We start from the raw sequence: 18,285 nt of genomic DNA on the forward strand, positions 1-18,285 counted from the left end.
TTATACTTTCATAACAAAAGTACTATTTATGAAAAGGAGACTTTAATAAAAATCTCTTTAAATTTGAGTTCATTTACCCATTTACGCATATTGAGTTTACTTAGACCCCTGGTCTTCCTAATCTTACTTTCACATTTTGTCAAGGCACAGAGTGGGTTCGTAACTTATGACGACGATTATTATCATAGAATTGAACGTTTGGAGGTAATATCGGGTAAGCTCGCGAATACCTTTCATGATAATGTAAAGCCTTTTGAGAGGAAGGATATTGTTCAGTATTTAGACTCTCTTAACTTTTCAGACAGTAGTTTAACGACTATCGACAAAGAAAACTTAAACTATCTGCGTTCAGATAGTTGGGCTTACAATAGCGATACCGCTGTAGGTAAGAATAAGAAACCTTTTTGGAAACACTTCTTTAAGTATAAAGCTGATTTTTACAGCGTAAAAAATGAAGATTTCAATATTCATGTTAATCCTATATTTCAATTTGGCGGAGGAAGTAATGCTGGAGATATTGAGACGGAAGGTCAGTTTATTAATACTAGGGGTATAAGTGTTCACGGTACAGTGAATAAAAAACTAGGCTTCTATACTTTCTTTACAGAAAATCAGGCATCCACCCCTTTTTATATTAAAGATTATCAAAGGCAAACGGGAGGGTTTCCATTTACAGGTTTCACAAAAATAATTAAAGATGATTCTGTGAAGCTTGGCAGAGATTATATGCAAGCAATGGGATACTTTGTTTTTAAGCCTTCAAAGAATATCAAATTGCGTTTTGGACATTCTACTAACTTTATTGGTTCAGGAATTAGGTCAATGATTTTGAGCGACTTTAGTGCTCCTTATCTTAACCTGATGGTTAATGTGAAAATGGGTAGGTTAGAGTATCAGACACTTATCGCCAGTATGAATAATACCCAGGTGGATGTAGGCGTGGCTACCTTGGAGGCGATTCCGCCAAAGTATATGGCATTTCACCATTTAAATGTTAATGTTTCAAAGAAATTGAATATTGGGCTTTTTGAAACAGTAATGTTTGGAGAAAGAGCTTTTGATTTGAACTATTTAAACCCTGTTATTTTTTACAGGTTTGTAGAGGGTTTGAGAGGGAGTAGAGATAACGCCATTGTGGGGGCCGACTTTAAATTCATTTTGGCCAAATCATTGTCTTTTTATGGGCAGTTTGTTTTAGACGAGTTTAATTCTGCTGAAAGCAAAGAAGAAGGTTGGTACGGAGAGAAGCATGCAGGTCAGTTAGGCCTAAAATATATTGACTTTTTGGGTTTAAAGCAGTTTGACCTTCAGGCTGAGTTTAATTATGCAAGACCATACACGTATAGTCATTTTAGTACTTATACCAATGCTGTTAACTATAATGTACCTCTAGCTCACCCTTTAGGGGCTAATTTTAAAGAGTTTCTTTTATTGGCTCGTTATCAGCCTACTCCTAAGTTGTTTCTTAAAGCTACTTGGATGAAAGCCATAAAAGGACTAGATACAGAAGAAGAAAATTGGGGTGGAGATGTCTTAAGAAATTACAGAGAAGATAGGCCAGACGATTTTGGTAATTTTATAGGACAAGGTATTGAACAAGACATCTCTTTATTAAGGTTTGAAGCATCTTATATGCTTGGACATAACTTCTTTTTGGATCTGGCATATCAAAATAGGTTAGAGTCATATCAAATACTGAATGATAAAAAAACTACGCTTTTAAATTTTGGACTGCGATGGAACCTTGCCAATAGAAAACCTTTACTCTAGATAAGGGTTTCGCATAATTTCCAAGGTGCTCAACTTTGGGTTGAGCATCTTAGTGCTTATTGTTACTTTAAAGAAAGTAGCTCCTTTGCTTTTGAAGGCTTTTACATAACTACCTCGGGTTTTTATAGTTCGGTACAGTGCGGTATAGTTAAAACCGTCTAGTTCCCATCCGTTAATTAGTAAAGATTCTTTTACTGATTCAAACGCCAATGTTAGGTTTGAAAAGTAATTAAAGGTAGAGGGACTGCCTTTAATGATTACTAGATCGTGCCTAAAGTTCACTTCCACCTGAATTATTTTCGTCGTTCTCATTCTTTTTGAGGGCTTTATCTCTGGCTTGTAAATATATTGAAAAATAGTGAGACTATTTTTCAACCATGAAACATTTTGCAGGGTGTTGGCGTTTAAAGGGCATGTTTGTTTTGCTGAACTAAGTGAAACTTTTCATAAAAGTAGGTTCGAAATTTCTTTAAGAAGATTTCTTTTTCGAGCCCGACCTAATACCATTTAAATTTACGTTTTAAGATATCTAATTTATTTAGACCACTTATAAATCTGTATGCCGCGGAACAGTAGGTGCACTTGTGCCGTTATGTTACTGAAATAAAACAATACCATATGATTAGTGAAAAAATGGAGCAGATGCTCAATGACCAATATAACAAAGAAGTGTTTTCTGCACATCTTTACCTTTCAATGTGTTCGTATTTTTTGGATAGAGACTTAGATGGCTTCGCTAATTATTTTAGAATTCAAGCGAAGGAAGAACTACAGCATGCTGAAAAGCAATTTGACTATGTACATGAAGTAGATGGCAAAATTACTATTGGTGCCATAGATGCTCCAGACAGTGGGTTTAAATCAATAATTGATTGTTTTGAACAAACATTGGCTCATGAGAAATTAGTTACTAAAAGTATTTATGGTTTAGTACGTCAAGCTTTAGATGAAGGAGATTTTGCAACACATACTTTTCTTCAGTGGTTTATTACCGAGCAGGTAGAAGAAGAAGCAAGTGTTAAGGCTCTTTTGAAAAAACTAGAGATGATAGGCGATAATTCATCTGCCTTATATCTTTTGAATGATGAATTGCTTAAGCGAGTTTTGGAAGAAGAAGCTTAAGGGTAGTATTATAGATTTTGAGAGGAGCCAAGTGCTCCTCTTTTTTTTGTCTAAAATATTTAAACCTTATTTAGACTTAGTATAAATAAATTCATTAGATTTGTATAATTAAATGCAAAACTGAATTGGAAAAGAACATACTTAGCGTTTTTGACGAATCTACAGAGAACCAGAAAAACCCGTTCATATCAATGCCTTTTGATAACGAGTGCTGTGTTTTGAAGAAGTGTTGCAAGGCCTTTAAGAAGAAAGGTCGTCATTGTAAGAAATGCCCGAAGATTTAGTTCGCCATTTTACCCACCATTGTTATTTAAATTAGCTTTTGCCAAGCTTTGACGGTCTATATGAGCAAAGCATTCTTAGACTTTCACGTTTAAACTCCAGCGTGTCTCCGTCAATTATTCTGAGAATTTTAGAATGTGATTTTTTAAGAGCTCTGATGTATTTGTTGGAGTTAAAGTTTTCTCTACCACGAATCTAGCTTTGTATTTTATGTCAAAATTGCACGAATTAAGTCCTTTAAGTATGATGATAGTTAATATCTCAATTTAGTCTAATTCCCTGTTTTGGTACATTTGACTATTGTAAGATTTAGTGTTTGTGAGGCGGTAGAATTTAGTCCTGTCTCCCTAGTGTTCGAAATATTTTCTTAAACCTAAGCAAAAAATTAAACTTACTTAATTTGTTTACCTTCTTCTGTATTCACGAAAAGTATATTACACAAATCACCGTAACCTTCAAAAACTCCTGTTCCGAATCGCTTTAAAGCTTCACTTAAGAAACCTAGGATAAGTAAATCAGCATCAGGTGAGTTTTGCATAATAATGCTATTTAAAGCCACACCTTCATCTCTATCTATAAACTCAATATTCTTAGAAGAAATAGGTAGTTGACCTGAAGAAATCATTTTGGATATTTTCTCTTTCTCTTGCTGAATAGTCGCTTTAGGGAAAACATAGAATACCTTGATGATACCGTTTTTCCAGTCTGGGTGAGCAGAAATTACGTAGGCCATTAAAATCATCAGGTTTGCATTTTCATAATCTGAACTAGTAATCCAGATATGTATTTCTTTCATGAGGCCAAACTGACGCTCAGAAGTAGAAAGAATACCAATGTCAAAATTCGCGGCTTGAATAAGTTTAAAATTGTCAACAATGGTTTGAATCTCCGATGGATTATTTCTAGCATGGTCAAAAAGCAACATGTTGTTTTCCGTACCAGAAATACTTGGTAACTGCACCACTTGAGAGATAGAACCCTCTAAGTTTTGATTTATAAGCGTGTCTATATAAACCTCACTTTTGGTGGCTTGAGCCATTTTTATAATACGGTTTTTCATCAATTTGGCATCTTGATTTGCCTGCTTTGACAAGTAACCGTCTATATGATGAATGTAGGTTCCAAAGCCATATTTATGTGAAATCCATCGGGTAAGATTAAAAGCATCTAATCTTTGGAAAGTATGCGGACTTAAAAACACGGCTGAAGGCCTCCAGCTAGTATTATCTTCTTTGTCAGATTTTTGTAAGAAAACGTGAATTTTTCTACTGATTTGATACATCACCCCTTGGAAAATTACGGCAATGTTCTTCTTATCTGTTGTGAAATAATTCAACGTAAAATATAAGGCGAGCATGAAGAATATTGAAATAAACGCATAACCCGAATTCATAAAGAACATTAGACCGAAACATGCAACTGCACCAAATAAGCTGATGAACCATTTAGACTTGAATCGAGGTCGGTAAGACGGGTCGCCTGCAAAGTGTTGCATAAATGAGATAAGGCAAAGCGAGCCATAAGTAACCATGAAAAACATGGAAATTACTTCCGCTACGGCATCAAGTTTACCCAAAATGATAAAGAAAAGAGCAATGGTTCCTGTAACTATGGAAGCATTGTATGGGTCGTCTCCCTTTCCTTTTCCTTGAGCTAACCAGGTGTTTATAGCCGGGCCTGGAAACACCCTATCCTTTGCCATAGCTTGTAATGTTCTGGGTGCCACTAGAATAGAACCAATGGCGGAAGAAATGGTGGCGGCGGCCAACCCTAAAGGAATTAACCACCATCCCTGAATGGCAATGTCTGCCATCACAAGTCTAGAGGTGTCTGCCAGCATAGGAAGTGGGGCGGAATTATATAATTTTAGAGCAATCAGAATGTATATGGTCATTCCGAAAAAAGTAGCTGCCAAAGTTCCCATTGGAATGGATTTGCCAGGGTCTTTTAAATCTCCTGATAAGCCTACGCCTGAAATAATACCCGTAAACGCGGGGAAAATAATGGCAAATACGGTGAAAATAGAAACCTCAGGAATAGGGGGTGGCGGTGTGGCCAGAGGATCTACCTCTATAGGTTTACCCATAAAAAAAGCCACCAAGGCTACCGTTAATATAGCTACTACCCAGTAAAGAGTCTGAATTCCTAACTTAGCTCCTTTAGTAAGTACTATAGAAGTTAGAGCAAATAAGGCTGGAATAGCCAAAGTTTGACTTTGATGTAAAAGCCAATCTGCCCAAGGCATAAATATATAATTATCAAAAAGCCAATCGAATACTGGACTAAAGGCTTCTGTAAATGCGATAATATAAAACGCCACGCTAATTGCTTGAGAGAGATAAAGAGCTACACCAATAGTGGAACCAATCACCAAACCAAAGGAGCGAGAGATAATATAATAAGCTCCACCACCTTCTACTTTAATATTGGTGGCTATTTCAGAAAGAGCCATGGCTGTCGGTATAGTTACCGCATGACCGATAAGTACAATAATTAAAGTACCTCCTAAGCCCACTGTACCAACGGAGTAGCCGAATCTTAAGAAAAGAATGGCACCTAAAATGGTAGAAATGGCAGTGAAAAAAACGGGAGCAGTCCCGAATTTGTTTTGATTCTCGGTCATATTTTGCTTTGGGCTGAGCCTCCAAATGTAAGGAAATACTTGATAGAAACTAAAAGCAGACTAGAATCTCAGACTTTCCTTTTTAATTCAAAGTGTTTTCCTAGGTAAACTCGTCTTACCATTTCGTCGGCCGCTAACTCTTCTGCGGTGCCATGTTTAAGTATTTTTCCTTCAAAAAGTAAATAAGCTCTATCGGTTATTGAAAGGGTTTCGTTTACGTTATGATCGGTTATTAAAATACCTATGTTTCTATGCTTTAATTTCGCTACAATAGTCTGAATTTCTTCTACGGCTATGGGGTCAACTCCTGCAAATGGTTCATCTAATAATATGAATTTTGGGTCTACAGCTAAAGCTCTAGCTATTTCACATCTTCTTCGTTCTCCACCTGAGAGTACTATTCCTTTACTTTTTCTTACATGCTCTAAAGAAAACTCCTCTAATAACTCTTCCGTCTTTTCTTTCTTTTCGGCCTTGCTTAGGCCGGGTACGGCCAACTCTAATACACCATATATGTTTTCATAAACTGTCAAATCTCTAAAAACAGAAGGCTCTTGTGCCAAATACCCTAAACCAAGTTTAGCTCTTTTATACATCGGTAAATGCGTGATGTCTTGTTCGCCGAGCCAAATTTTTCCAGAGTTGGGTTTGACTAAGCCTACCGCCATATAAAACGATGTTGTTTTTCCTGCACCGTTTGGCCCTAGTAAACCAACTATCTCGCCTTGCTCCACCTGATAGCTAACCTCCTTATTGACCATTCGCTGGCCATACTTTTTAATAAGATTTTCTGTTCTAAGTATCATTTATTCTTATGAGCTCTAAAGGACTTTACGTTTCAAATAGAAAGGGAAAAGGCTCTTTTTATTGTTGTAAAACAGAAGAACACTTGTCGTCGCTATTTGTTCAAAGATAAACCCTATTTATTTAATCAATACAGGTCATTAAAATTTTATGTCTTTCAAAAACAACTGTAGGGTACTTTGATCTCGGAAGGTGTTTTCTTCTAACGTATATGCAATTTTAAAACTATCGCATTTTTTCAGTTCGTCATAAAATGCTTCACGCATGCCAAAACCTAGGGCTGTCATGGTTGTTCCTGTTTCGGGCTCTACTAATTCTAGTTTTAAGTGCTTCTCTTTTAAAATTCTAGGCTCAGCAGCCAGCTGTAAATTATCGGTTTGAAAAATAGGATGCATGTTTTTGGGGCCAAAAGGTCCCATCTGCTTCATAATTCGATAAAATTTACGGCTGAGATTTTCAAGCTTAATTTTAAGGTCAATATTTATTTGAGCTACTAGCTGCTCTTCAGTAATGTTTTCAGAAACCACCTCATTAAACTTTTCTCTAAAAGCAGGAATATTGTTAATGGGTATGGTCATTCCTGCGGCGTGCATGTGCCCTCCAAATTGTTCTAAAAGCGGAGAACAACTTTCTATAGCATTGTACAGGTTAAAGCCTGAAACTGACCTTGCAGAACCTGCGGCCATTCCATCTTTAGTTTTTGTGAAAATAACGGTAGGCCTATAAAAGTGCTCAATACACCTAGATGCTACTATCCCAATTACCCCTTTGTGCCAATCTGGTCTAAAAAGAACGGTACTCTTGGCTTCATTTAGTAGCCAATCGTCCTCTTTAATTATGCTTAAGGCTTCTTCGGTAATTCTTGAGTCATGCGTTCTTCTTTCCACGTTATGTTCCTGAATAGCATATGCGAATTCCAAAGCTTCGCCATAATCGGAGGCTAATAAAAGTTGAACAGCGGCTTTGGCATGTTTTATTCTTCCCGCGGCATTTATTCGTGGTCCAATGGTGAACACCACATTTTCAATGTTCATTTCGCCCTTTGTTGCAGCTACTTCTTTTAGAGCTTTAAGGCCAATTCTCGGGTTGTCGTTAATCTTTTTTAGTCCATAAAATGCCAAGATTCTGTTTTCCCCAATTATCGGAACGATGTCCGACGCTATACTTACCATTGCAAAGTCAAGATATGCATATAGCCGGTCTAAGACAATGTCTTTTTTGAGGCAGTATGCCGTTAATAATTTAAAGCCTACGCCATTTCCGGTTAGTTCTTTGAAAGGGTATGGGCAGTCCTTTCTTTTTGGGTCAAGTACCGCTACAGCCTTTGGGAGTTTTTCACCAGGTTCATGGTGATCACAAATTATAAAGTCAATTCCTTTTTCTGTTGCGTAGTCTATTTTGTCAATTGATTTTATGCCACAATCTAAGGCAATTATTAGCGTAGCACTGATAGATTCGGCCCAGTCAATTCCTGTATCTGAAATACCATATCCCTCTTTATATCTATCAGGATTGTAGTATTCTATATTGTCATAAAATTCGCTAAGAAAACCATAAACTAATGCTACGGCGGTGGTTCCGTCCACATCATAATCGCCATAAATGACAATTTTCTCATTTTCGTCAATCGCCTTTATAAGACGATTAACAGCTATGTCCATGTCTTTCATTAAGAAAGGGTCATGCAAATTGTCAAGACTTGGTCTAAAGAAAAACTTAGCTTCGTCAAAGTTGTTTACTCCTCTTTGCCAGAGAAGCGTAGATAGTTCTTTGTCAATACCTAATGCGGTTTCTAAGGAAGAAATAATACTGTTTTCTTCGGGAGATTGTGGGTCAGGCAGAGGCTGCCATCGTTTTTCGGTCATGCCACAAAATTAGAAAAAGTATGGCATAGAATTTGAATTGAATCAAGATAGGAAATGGAAAATAACTAGCCATAGTAAGCTAGGTATCTAACGAGTTGCTTTTAGGTCATGAAGCGGAAGGTAATTTGTTAAGTTTGTCAAAACAATAGGGTGGGCGTCATAGAGACGTCCATTTTTTTGTACATCTACTTTTCTTTTTATTTCGTAGTTGGTACAATGAAATACTTGTTTACTTTCTTCTTATTGGTTTTGGGTACATCTATTTTTGCTCAAGAAAAAACGCCTTTGCTTAGAGATAAGTCTATTTTGGCACTTCCTGTAGTTTTTAGATTTCCAGAAACTGGTTGGGGAGGGGGAGTAGCAGGAACGGCTAGTTGGTCATGGGCCAGGGACAGCGTCTGGGCAAAACCGTCGCAAGCTTCTGTGGGTTTGACCTACACTCAAAATAAGCAAGTTTTAGCCTTTCTGCCTTTTCAAGTTTTCTTTGATAACAATAAGTACTATGCAAATGCAGACATAGGTTGGTTTAAGTACAATTTCTTCTATTACGGTATTGGTGAGAATGCCGTAGCTCAGGAAAAATATGATGTCAAGTTTCCACGTGTCAAACTCTTACTTGGTAAAGAACTAAAGCCAAATCTTTATGTTGGGGCTAGAATTAACTATGAAGAATATAAGGTCACAGGAACCGAAGAAAACGGTGAGTTAAGTACAGGTCAGATTAGTGGAAGTGATTATAGCAGAACTTCTGCTATAGGCCCTGCAGTAATGCGAGACACTAGAGATGCTGTGTTCTACCCAAGGAAAGGAATGTTTGGCGAGTTTAGTGTGCTGCCTTCTACCAAGATTTTTGGAGCAGACCAAGAATTTACTCAGGCTACACTCGACTTATCACTTTATAAATCACTTTCAAAAAAGCTTGTGTTAGCTTCAAATTACTATACGGTTTTCACATTTGGTGATAATGTTCCTTTTAGCCAGTTGGCACAATTAGGCGGCCCAAAGAAAATGAGAGGTATTTATCAAGGTTTTTTTAGAGATAAAAATACTGCTTTAATTCAGGCAGAACTTCGCTGGGAGGTTTGGAAGTTTATAGGTCTAGCTGGATTTGGCTCTATGGGCTTTTTGGGAGATAGCGACACGGTTTTACGTCTTAACCTACCAAAATACACGTACGGAGCAGGTTTAAGAATATCTACAAAGAAACATTTAAATCTTAGATTAGATTACGGCCTTTCCCCTTATGGAGACGGGAATTTCTATGCTACCATTGGCGAAGCATTTTAAGAAATTAATATTTAAAAAATACCATCTGTAATTGCAATTGGATAACCTTGAGGCGTAGTTTTAAAGGCGTCAATAAAAGAGTGGAATGGAGCACTTTTACCAAGAACGGCTTCATCTTTTCCTTTAAGGATAGTGAAATAGGTGTGGCCTTCTTTTTTTACCTCAAAGGCATTTGCATCGGCAATTTTTTGAAGCATTTCATTAAAACTTGCGTCTCTAGCTTTTTCACTTTCATAAGACAGTGATTTTAGATAAAGACTATCGTCATCATTATAAACAGCGTAGTAGAAAAGTCCGTTTGGAGGATTGAATTTGACATAGCCTGTATTATCTCCGTTTTCGTCTTTGACCCTTAATCTGCCTAAATATTCTTTGTCTTCTAAAAAGCTTTGAGGTTTTACTGTCTTTGGAAGCTCGGTTTGTACTTCTGTGGATGTAGTACCTAATGATAAAACTTTAGCTTTTAAGGCTTCGGTTTCTAAAGCTTTGGTAAACGGGCAGGAGCGAGCTATTTCTTGGTGATTTCCTGCTTTTATAATTAAGAAGTAGTTTTTACCTTCTTTAATTACTTTAAACCTTTTTTCAAGTTTAATATTCTTTAAAACCGATTTGATTCCGTTATCTCTAGACTTGACTTCTTTGTAGCCTTCACTTCTAAAAAGTATGGTATTCGGATTTTCAATAATAGCGAAGAAATGAAGCGACGATTTTTTATCAGTAAACTTGATGATTCCATTTTCGTCAACTTCTTCAAGGTTTTGTAAGTATCCTTCACATGGAAGGTAGTCATTCTGTTTTTCCATAAGGCTTTGTTTTATTATTCTTAATTTAAGTACTGGTAATGAATAATTTAAATACTAAATGTTAATGTTTAGAAAAACCTTGATAAACGGATATTCCAACTTGGAATTATTAAATATTGGTGTTAGAGAGTGAACGTATTGATGTAGTGCTATTTTTCGTTTTCAGTAGATTGCGAATGTTAAGGGGTAGCCCTAAAACAAAAAGAGCCCTCAAGCATGGCTTGAAGGCTCTTTAAAGTGTTTATCAAAGCTTAAACTTTATATACCCATCCATGAGTATCTTCTAATTTTCCTTTTCTAATTCCATCTAGTTTTTCTTTCAAAATACTAGAAATAGACTTTTCTGTGATTGCTGGTAGCGGGATATCCTCACCTTCATATCCTACACCAGAAAATGGAGAAACCACTACCGCAGTACCAGCTCCAAATACTTCTGTTACAGAACCGTCTTTTATACCTTCTACAATGTCTCTCACGTAAACATCTTGTTCTGAAACTTCATAGCCTGAGTCTCTGGCAATGTTAATTAAAGAGTCACGCGTAATACCCTTAAGAATGGTGGTACTTGTTTTTGGTGTTAAAAGTTTACCGTCCTTTACAAAGAAAACGTTCATGGTTCCTGATTCCTCAAACTTCGTATGTGTTTGAGCGTCAGTCCATAATAGTTGTGTATATCCTTGCTCTTGAGCTAATTTAGCTGGGTATAGAGAAGCTGCATAGTTACCTGCACATTTTGCGTAACCCACACCACCAGTGGCAGCTCTAATGTATTCTGTTTCTATTTTGACTTTAGGCGGCGTACTATAGTATTTTCCTGCAGGGCTCATGATAATCATAAACCTGTAGTTAAATGATGGCCTAACACCTAAATATACGTCAGATGCAAACATAAACGGACGAAGGTATAAAGAGTTGTCTTCTCCTTCTGGAACCCATGCAGCATCTAACTTTAAGATTTCTTTTAAGCCATCCATGAAAATCTCTTCTGGCACCTGTGCCATGCACATTCTCTCAGCAGATATGTTAAATCTTTTGAAGTTTTCTTCTGGTCTAAACATGACTACATCACCATCTACATTTTTAAAAGCTTTCATACCTTCAAAAATAGATTGTCCATAATGAAGAGAAGCTAAAGCAGGATTATATGCAATGTCGCCGTATGGTAAAATTTCTGGTGTTTGCCAGACGCCATTAATACAGTCTGCGACCAGCATGTGGTCAGTAAAGAGTGAACCAAAAACAATGTTTTCTTGGTCTAACTGTTTAATACGACTTTCTTTAACGTGCGTTATTTTAAACGCTGTGGCTTCTTCTACCATAATTGAAAATGTTATATAAATGAATATTCAAACATCGAACCAATTGTTTGATTCGGTTTGGTGATGCAATTATTGACAATAATAATTAGAGTATCAAACCTTTTGCAGAAAAATACTTGTCTTGACAACTAAAATCTTTTTTTACGGTGTCAGCACGATAAAAAAATGTCAAAAATAGGTTACTTATTTTCCCAAGGGAATTCGGTTAACCACATTTCCTTTCTATCTAAAATTTCACTACCATAAGTTGCCTCTGGGCTTACCGCTTGGAAAGTTCCAGTGGGTGTCTTTTTTGCTTTGCTTCTAATTCTAGCCATAGTGTCGCTGCCTAAGATATCAGATAATGCAGCGTATAAAAGTGTTTCGTCAGGATCTCCAAAGGCTTTATAAGGTAGAATGGCGTCCTGTACTTCTATGTCCACGGCAAAACCTTCTTTTGTTCCATAGTCAGATTCTCCAGCGGCATTAAATGTTTTTAAAACGATTGGTTGCATTCCCCATTCCCACCTTTTGGGCTCTTGGGTATCTTTTATAGTAATGGAACCTACGTTTTTTCCATAAGTGTGCTCACCTACTAGAATAACCTCCATATAAGGTTTCAGGTTATTGATAACCATTTCACTGGCAGAGGCCGTACCATTTGAAACCAAGAAGTATACACGATCCAATGTCTCCAAGGTATTTAGAGTGCCACCAGCACTGCTGTTCGAAGTTGAAAAATAGGTTTCAAAAGAGCTCGCGGGCTTACTGGCCATTTGTTCTTCATTCCAAACTTGGCGTGTCATTAAGTTTGAGGTGTTTATGTCTTTCACTATTAATGAGCTAATAATCTCGGCAGAAGAAATATATCCTCCAGGGTTATACCTAAAGTCCACTACTAGTTCATCTATGCCTTGGCTTTTAAATTCGCCAAAAGCTTGATTGACATCTTTATCACTTGATGTTAAGAATTGATTGTATGCAAAGTATCCAACTTTCTTTCCACCAATGTTTATGATTTCATAGTGTTGTACAGCTTTGGTCTGTGTAAGTTCCTTTGTGATTTCTAATGTTTTTTTAGAGTCTACTACCTCTTGACCAACATATACACCCATGGTTAGTGTAGCCGTTTCTAAATCTTTCAAGATTGTGCCGTAATTGTCTACAGTAATAGTTTCACCATTCACTTTGGTAATGAAATCTCCTCTTTTAATCTCTAACCTTTCTGCCGCACTGTTTTTTAGGGAGTTGCTTATGGAAAAGGTAATTCTTGTTCTAGCAACGTCGGCGTAAAAGGGTTTATAGCTAAAGCCAAAAATGCTGTTTAATCCGTTTAGAGAATTAGTGAGAGCATCGGCACTTGCATACATAACGGAGAATCGGTCGGTCTCGCCTTGTTCAAATAGCAGTGATTTAAAATATGAATCAGGCTCTATAGCAAGGTCTGTCTGGCTTAGGTCTACCATTTCTTTTTCCCAATAATAATAGCTCTTCATGCTGCTGTAGATCCAATTATTGACTGGCGAGTTAGCCAGAATAGGATTTTCCTCCTTAGGCTCCTCAGTTGGATCCGTTTTATCAATAGGCTCAGGATTTTTTTCTTTACAAGCTAAAGTAAGCAGGAAGGAAATTATAGGAAGTAGATAAAGCTTTTTATTCATAATGATATTTAAAACGAAAAGTCTCGTAATTTAATACGTAAAGTTTAAGGAAAAGGATGGTAAAAGACTTTTAAGTGAATTTTTGTAAAATTATCAGTTTAGTACTGTTATTGGCTTGGAAATCTTCTTTTTCAAATGTTTTATCTGAGACACGTCCAAACAATTGATTCAGACTTTTGCTAATTGACTAAAAAAATTATCTTTACACAAAATTGACAATTTCGATTCTAAACTGTAAGACAATATCAGGATTTCATGGGTAAATCTATACGCCTTAAAAAAGGCTACGACATTAAATTATTAGGGGAAGCTTCCAAAGAAATTGCAGAAATTCCTGCCGCTGAAATTTTTGCGGTAAAACCAACAGATTATCTTTCAATAACACCCAAACTGGTGGTTAAGGTTGGTGATGAGGTTTTGGCAGGTTCTTCTTTGTTTTTTGACAAAAAAAGACCCGATATAAATTTCCCGTCTCCTATTAGTGGAGAGGTGGTGGAAATAGTAAGGGGAGCCAAAAGAAAAGTTTTGGAGATAAGAATACTGGCAGATAAAACTACCAAATTTGTCAAAACTGCAATTCCTTCTAAATTAGAAGCTCAAAATATCAAGGACACCTTAATTAAAGGAAACTTGTGGTCACTATTAAAACAACGTCCTTTTTCAATTATCCCTTCTACAGAAGAGCAACCTAAAGCTATTTTCGTATCTACTTTCGACTCGGCACCACTTGCTCCAGATTTATCTTTTGTGATTGAGCAAAATAAGGCTGGCTTTGAAAAGGGCTTAGAAGTTTTGAACATTTTAGCTTCTGGCAATTTAGAAGTTGGAATGGAGGCGGGTGCTTCACTAACTGTAAGTTCTGGAAATAAAAATGAATTTAGTGGGCCTCATCCTGCAGGGAATGTGGGTATACAAATTCATCATGTTTCACCATTAAAAGCTGGAGAAAGCGTTTGGTATCTAGATGCACAAGACGTTATTATCTTAGGAGAGTTTTTTAAATCTGGTGAATATCATGCTGACAGGATAATAGCAGTAACAGGTTCAGAAGTAAGTAATCCGTCTTATGCTAAATTAAAAGTAGGACAGTCGCTTTCTAAATTATTAGCTGACCAAGTAAGTGAAAGTAACGTAAGGTACATTCAGGGGAATGTTCTTTCGGGTGCTACTTCACATAGCGAAGACTTCTTATCTTTTTATACTTCGCAACTGACTGTGATACCAGAAGGTAATAAAGCAGAGTTTTTAGGATGGTTATTGCCTTCTACTACAAAGCTAAGTTTATCTAGAACATACTTTTCATGGCTAACGCCAAATAAGAAGTATGAAATAGATACTAATACTCATGGAGAAGAGCGTGCTTTTGTAATGAGTGGTCAATACGAGAAAGTATTGCCAATGAATATTATGCCAGTTCAGCTTTTAAAAGCAATCATGGCTGGAGACATTGAAAGAATGGAAGCTTTAGGTATTTATGAAGTTGCAGAAGAAGATTTAGCTCTTTGTGAATTTGTGTGTACCTCAAAAATTGAAGTTCAGAAAATTGTACGTGAAGGTCTTGACCTGATACGTACAGAAGGTTAATAAATAAAAAAGCATATTTTAGTGAAGATATTACACGATTTTTTAGAATCTGTTAAGCCCAATTTTGAGAAAGGGGGCAAGTTAGAAAAGTGGCATCCAGCTTTTGAGGCCTTTGAAACCTTAGCGTTTGTTCCAGCCATTACCACTAAAAACGGAGTGCATATTAAAGACGCAATGGATATGAAGCGTACCATGATTACCGTGGTTATTGCTTTAATTCCTTGTTTGCTTTTTGGCATGTGGAATGTTGGTCATCAGCATTACTTAGCATTTGGAATGGAGGCTGATTTGTTAGACAAGTTTATGTTTGGCCTTTGGAAGGTACTGCCTATTGTGGTGGTTTCTTATGCCGTTGGTTTAGGTGTTGAGTTTATATTCTCTGTAGTTGCAGGACACCCAGTGAGTGAGGGCTATTTGGTTACAGGTTTATTGATTCCTTTAACGCTTCCTGTAACTGTTCCACTATGGATGGTGGCTCTTGGAGCTGTTTTCTGTACACTTTTAGGTAAAGAGATTTTTGGAGGAACTGGTTTCAACTTTATGAATCCTGCACTTTTAGCGAGAGCGTTTATGTTTTTTGCCTTCCCAGCATTTATGTCTGGAGAGGTTTGGACGGACCTTTCTGCTGAAGAAGGTCACACTGTTTTAGACGCATATTCAGGTGCTACTAACCTAGTGCCTTTTGATACGGATATATCGGCCATGCAGTCGGCATCGGATATGTTTATAGGTTTTGAACAAGGCTCCATTGGAGAAACTTCGGTGATTGCCTGCCTTATTGGTGCTGCCATATTAGTAATTACAGGTGTAGGTAGCTTACGTATTATTTTATCTGTTTTTGGAGGAGGTTTCTTAATGGGTTTACTTATGAATGTATTAGCTCCTGAAGCGGCTAACCACGCTATGCATATGCCAGCTCTTAATCACCTTTTAGTGGGTGGTTTTGCCTTTGGTGCAGTGTTTATGGCAACTGACCCAGTGACAGCCTCACATACAGGTAAAGGGAAAATTATTTATGGTTTACTGATTGGTGCATTCACGGTTATTTTAAGAGTATTTAATCCGGCTTACCCAGAGGGGATGATGCTGAGTATTTTATTGTTCAATGTTTTTGCCCCATTAATTGATCATATGGTGGTAGAATCTCACATCAAAAAAAGATTGAAACATGCATAGTAATAAATATACATTTATATATGCCATAGGTTTGTCAATGTTGACAGCCGTGGTGTTGGTGTTAACTTCGCAGCAGCTTAAACCTTTACAGGAAGCTAATTTAGCGTTAGATAGCAAACGAAGTGTTTTGAAGTCCGTTTTGGTGACTTCTGAAGAAGATGAGGTTATTGAAACTGCTTACGATGGTTCTGTAGAAGAAATGGTAGTGGACAGCGAAGGAAACGAAGTAACGGGTGTTGATGTAGCGGATGTAGACCTTAAAAGAGAAATTGCTAAAGAGCCTTCTGAAAGACAACTTCCTTTGTATGTTTACACAGAGGATAATGGCAGTAAAGCTTACATCGTTCCTATGCGAGGTGTAGGGCTTTGGGGGCCTGTTTGGGGATATTTAGCTCTGAGTGACGATTTTAATACAATCAAAGGAGCATTTTTTGACCATAAAGGGGAAACTCCTGGTCTTGGTGCAGAAATCACAGAACTAATTTTCCAAGAGCAGTTTCAAGGGAAAAAGATTTTAGACAGCAATGGAGATTTTGCCTCAGTTAACGTACTGAAAAGCACAATGAAATCTTCATTAGATTCAGAGAATAGGGTAGACGCAATTTCTGGTGGTACCATTACTTCAAATGGAGTAGATGATATGATTAAAAACTGTGTAGCTCCTTATTTGACTTATTTTAACAATCTTAAATCAAATTAATATGGCAGAAGAAGTAGCAGAATTAAAAGAAAAGAAAGAGCCATTATTTTCGAAGAAGAATTTACAGGTTTTAAAAGACCCACTTGACGACACCAACCCGGTTTCTGTTCAGGTTCTTGGAATATGTTCGGCTTTGGCAGTAACTGTACAGGTGAAGCCTGCTATTATAATGACTTTAGGGGTACTTTTTGTAAGTGCTTTTTCTAACCTTATTATAAGTTTACTTCGTAACGGAATTCCAGGAAGGGTTCGAATCATCGTTCAGCTTATAGTAGTGGCTACCTTGGTAACTATTGTTGACCAAGTGCTTAAAGCCTTTATGTTTGACGTAAGTAAGCAGCTTGCAGTTTTTGTGGGGCTTATTATTACCAACTGTATTATCATGGGACGTTTGGAGGCTTTTGCTCTAGGTCAAAAACCATGGCCAGCTTTCTTAGATGGTATTGGTAATGGTTTGGGTTATGGTCTTATTTTAATAGCGGTAGCTTTCTTTAGAGAATTATTTGGAGCAGGTTCTGTTCTAGGCTTTCAAGTTATTCCCGAATGGGCCTATGAGCATGGTTATGTGAATAATGGTTTGATGGTGCTTCCACCGGCGGCCCTTTTCTTAATCGGAGTTTATATTTGGATACAACGTAGCCGTAATCAGAAATTAATTAACGTTTCTTAATTAGTTTAAGAATATCTATATGGAAAATCTTTTAAGTCTTTTTGTAAAAGCAATTTTTGTCGAGAATGCGGTTTTCGCTTTCTTCTTAGGAATGTGTTCATTTCTCGCGGTTTCTAAGAAAATAAAAACTGCGTTTGGTCTTGGGTTGGCTGTAATCTTTGTGATGCTGCTTACCACTCCTTTAAATTATGTAATTCTTAATTACATGTTAGGAGAGGGAGCTTTAGCATGGATTCACCCATCATTAGCTGATGTAGATCTTACTTTCTTATCGTTTATTTTGTTTATTTCTACCATAGCTGGTGCGGTTCAGTTGGTAGAGATGGCTATTGAAAAATTTGCACCAGCACTTTACAGTGCTTTGGGTATCTTTTTGCCTCTGATTACGGTAAACTGTTCCATTCTTGGTGCGTCTCTTTTCATGCAAGAGAGAGAGTATAACTTCTCAGAAACCTTTGTGTTCTCCTTAGGTACAGGTATTGGATTCTTCTTAGCCATAGTTTTATTGGCTGCTATTAGAGAGCGACTTCAATATTCTAAAGTTCCTCCAGCACTCCAAGGTTTAGGAATAGCCATGATGGTAACTGGGCTTATGGCTCTTGCTTTTTTAAGTTTTTCAGGTATTAAATTGTAAACCTAT

The 18,285-nt window shown here is 37.0% G+C and carries 15 protein-coding genes; 8 read left to right on the forward strand and 7 right to left on the reverse strand.

All coding sequences use genetic code 11. The annotated features are described in order from the left end of the window. The first annotated feature begins 90 nt into the window (after window positions 1-90). Window positions 91-1,770 carry a capsule assembly Wzi family protein gene (locus AADJ06_RS19435; RefSeq protein WP_341228160.1) on the forward strand — a complete coding sequence of 560 codons (1,680 nt, stop codon included), beginning with the start codon at window positions 91-93 and terminating at the stop codon, window positions 1,768-1,770. Here AADJ06_RS19435 and AADJ06_RS19440 read toward each other — a convergent pair. Beyond that, window positions 1,762-2,082, reverse strand: a complete 321-nt coding sequence (locus AADJ06_RS19440; RefSeq protein WP_341228161.1) for a hypothetical protein — start codon at window positions 2,080-2,082, stop codon at window positions 1,762-1,764. The two genes, AADJ06_RS19435 and AADJ06_RS19440, sit on opposite strands and share 9 nt — an antisense overlap. A 306-nt stretch (window positions 2,083-2,388) precedes the next feature. On the opposite strand from AADJ06_RS19440, the gene AADJ06_RS19445 reads away from it, so the two are divergent. Continuing rightward, a complete protein-coding gene (locus AADJ06_RS19445; RefSeq protein WP_341228162.1) occupies window positions 2,389-2,892 on the forward strand; it encodes a ferritin in 504 nt (167 codons plus the stop codon). A 673-nt stretch (window positions 2,893-3,565) separates the two neighbouring features. Here AADJ06_RS19445 and AADJ06_RS19450 read toward each other — a convergent pair. From AADJ06_RS19450 to recJ, 3 genes are all read right to left on the reverse strand, one after another. Further along, window positions 3,566-5,797, reverse strand: coding sequence for an amino acid permease (locus AADJ06_RS19450; protein WP_341228163.1), 2,232 nt, complete (start codon window positions 5,795-5,797; stop codon window positions 3,566-3,568). A 68-nt stretch (window positions 5,798-5,865) separates the two neighbouring features. After that, a complete protein-coding gene (gene lptB / locus AADJ06_RS19455; RefSeq protein WP_341228164.1) occupies window positions 5,866-6,603 on the reverse strand; it encodes an LPS export ABC transporter ATP-binding protein in 738 nt (245 codons plus the stop codon). Between the two features lie 138 nt (window positions 6,604-6,741). Then, window positions 6,742-8,466 (reverse strand): single-stranded-DNA-specific exonuclease RecJ, encoded by a 1,725-nt coding sequence (gene recJ, locus AADJ06_RS19460; protein WP_341228165.1) that lies wholly within the window; start codon window positions 8,464-8,466, stop codon window positions 6,742-6,744. A 216-nt stretch (window positions 8,467-8,682) separates the two neighbouring features. On the opposite strand from recJ, the gene AADJ06_RS19465 reads away from it, so the two are divergent. Next, window positions 8,683-9,753 (forward strand): BamA/TamA family outer membrane protein, encoded by a 1,071-nt coding sequence (locus AADJ06_RS19465; RefSeq protein WP_341228166.1) that lies wholly within the window; start codon window positions 8,683-8,685, stop codon window positions 9,751-9,753. Window positions 9,754-9,764: 11 nt separating this feature from the next. Here AADJ06_RS19465 and AADJ06_RS19470 read toward each other — a convergent pair whose 3' ends face one another. The 3 genes from AADJ06_RS19470 to AADJ06_RS19480 form a co-directional block, all read right to left on the reverse strand. Then, a complete protein-coding gene (locus AADJ06_RS19470; RefSeq protein ID WP_341228167.1) occupies window positions 9,765-10,556 on the reverse strand; it encodes a hypothetical protein in 792 nt (263 codons plus the stop codon). A 251-nt stretch (window positions 10,557-10,807) separates the two neighbouring features. After that, window positions 10,808-11,875 carry a branched-chain amino acid aminotransferase gene (locus AADJ06_RS19475; RefSeq protein WP_341228168.1) on the reverse strand — a complete coding sequence of 356 codons (1,068 nt, stop codon included), beginning with the start codon at window positions 11,873-11,875 and terminating at the stop codon, window positions 10,808-10,810. A gap of 179 nt (window positions 11,876-12,054) precedes the next feature. Continuing rightward, window positions 12,055-13,515 (reverse strand): S41 family peptidase, encoded by a 1,461-nt coding sequence (locus tag AADJ06_RS19480; RefSeq protein WP_341228169.1) that lies wholly within the window; start codon window positions 13,513-13,515, stop codon window positions 12,055-12,057. 255 nt (window positions 13,516-13,770) lie between these two features. Between AADJ06_RS19480 and AADJ06_RS19485 the strand changes: the two genes are divergently transcribed. The 5 genes from AADJ06_RS19485 to nqrE are packed head-to-tail and all read left to right on the forward strand — an operon-like array spanning window position 13,771 to window position 18,279. Next, window positions 13,771-15,099, forward strand: coding sequence for a Na(+)-translocating NADH-quinone reductase subunit A (locus AADJ06_RS19485; protein ID WP_341228170.1), 1,329 nt, complete (start codon window positions 13,771-13,773; stop codon window positions 15,097-15,099). Between the two features lie 21 nt (window positions 15,100-15,120). Beyond that, window positions 15,121-16,275, forward strand: coding sequence for an NADH:ubiquinone reductase (Na(+)-transporting) subunit B (locus tag AADJ06_RS19490; RefSeq protein ID WP_341228171.1), 1,155 nt, complete (start codon window positions 15,121-15,123; stop codon window positions 16,273-16,275). Then, window positions 16,268-16,975 (forward strand): NADH:ubiquinone reductase (Na(+)-transporting) subunit C, encoded by a 708-nt coding sequence (gene nqrC, locus AADJ06_RS19495; protein ID WP_341228172.1) that lies wholly within the window; start codon window positions 16,268-16,270, stop codon window positions 16,973-16,975. The genes AADJ06_RS19490 and nqrC overlap by 8 nt, the downstream gene beginning before the upstream one ends. 1 nt (window position 16,976) lies before the next feature. After that, window positions 16,977-17,645, forward strand: a complete 669-nt coding sequence (locus AADJ06_RS19500) for an NADH:ubiquinone reductase (Na(+)-transporting) subunit D (RefSeq protein ID WP_341228173.1) — start codon at window positions 16,977-16,979, stop codon at window positions 17,643-17,645. Between the two features lie 19 nt (window positions 17,646-17,664). Then, on the forward strand, window positions 17,665-18,279 hold the full coding sequence (nqrE, locus tag AADJ06_RS19505) for an NADH:ubiquinone reductase (Na(+)-transporting) subunit E (RefSeq protein ID WP_341228174.1): 615 nt from the start codon (window positions 17,665-17,667) through the stop codon (window positions 18,277-18,279). The last annotated feature ends 6 nt before the right edge of the window (window positions 18,280-18,285 follow it).

Origin of the sequence: uncultured Arcticibacterium sp., from assembly GCF_964021845.1 — a bacterium.
In the GTDB taxonomy this organism is placed as follows: Bacteria; Bacteroidota; Bacteroidia; order Cytophagales; family Spirosomataceae; genus Arcticibacterium.

What these genes read in the sequence shown, in the direction of transcription:
- AADJ06_RS19500 (WP_341228173.1), top strand. Translation starts at nt 16,977, where the DNA reads ATGGCAGAAGAAGTAGCAGAATTAAAAGAAAAGAAAGAGCCATTATTT.
- nqrE (WP_341228174.1), top strand. Translation starts at nt 17,665, where the DNA reads ATGGAAAATCTTTTAAGTCTTTTTGTAAAAGCAATTTTTGTCGAGAAT.
- AADJ06_RS19445 (WP_341228162.1), top strand. Translation starts at nt 2,389, where the DNA reads ATGATTAGTGAAAAAATGGAGCAGATGCTCAATGACCAATATAACAAA.
- AADJ06_RS19475 (WP_341228168.1), bottom strand. Translation starts at nt 11,875, where the DNA reads ATGGTAGAAGAAGCCACAGCGTTTAAAATAACGCACGTTAAAGAAAGT.
- AADJ06_RS19440 (WP_341228161.1), bottom strand. Translation starts at nt 2,082, where the DNA reads ATGAGAACGACGAAAATAATTCAGGTGGAAGTGAACTTTAGGCACGAT.
- AADJ06_RS19450 (WP_341228163.1), bottom strand. Translation starts at nt 5,797, where the DNA reads ATGACCGAGAATCAAAACAAATTCGGGACTGCTCCCGTTTTTTTCACT.
- recJ (WP_341228165.1), bottom strand. Translation starts at nt 8,466, where the DNA reads ATGACCGAAAAACGATGGCAGCCTCTGCCTGACCCACAATCTCCCGAA.
- nqrC (WP_341228172.1), top strand. Translation starts at nt 16,268, where the DNA reads ATGCATAGTAATAAATATACATTTATATATGCCATAGGTTTGTCAATG.
- AADJ06_RS19465 (WP_341228166.1), top strand. Translation starts at nt 8,683, where the DNA reads ATGAAATACTTGTTTACTTTCTTCTTATTGGTTTTGGGTACATCTATT.
- AADJ06_RS19480 (WP_341228169.1), bottom strand. Translation starts at nt 13,515, where the DNA reads ATGAATAAAAAGCTTTATCTACTTCCTATAATTTCCTTCCTGCTTACT.
- AADJ06_RS19470 (WP_341228167.1), bottom strand. Translation starts at nt 10,556, where the DNA reads ATGGAAAAACAGAATGACTACCTTCCATGTGAAGGATACTTACAAAAC.
- lptB (WP_341228164.1), bottom strand. Translation starts at nt 6,603, where the DNA reads ATGATACTTAGAACAGAAAATCTTATTAAAAAGTATGGCCAGCGAATG.
- AADJ06_RS19485 (WP_341228170.1), top strand. Translation starts at nt 13,771, where the DNA reads ATGGGTAAATCTATACGCCTTAAAAAAGGCTACGACATTAAATTATTA.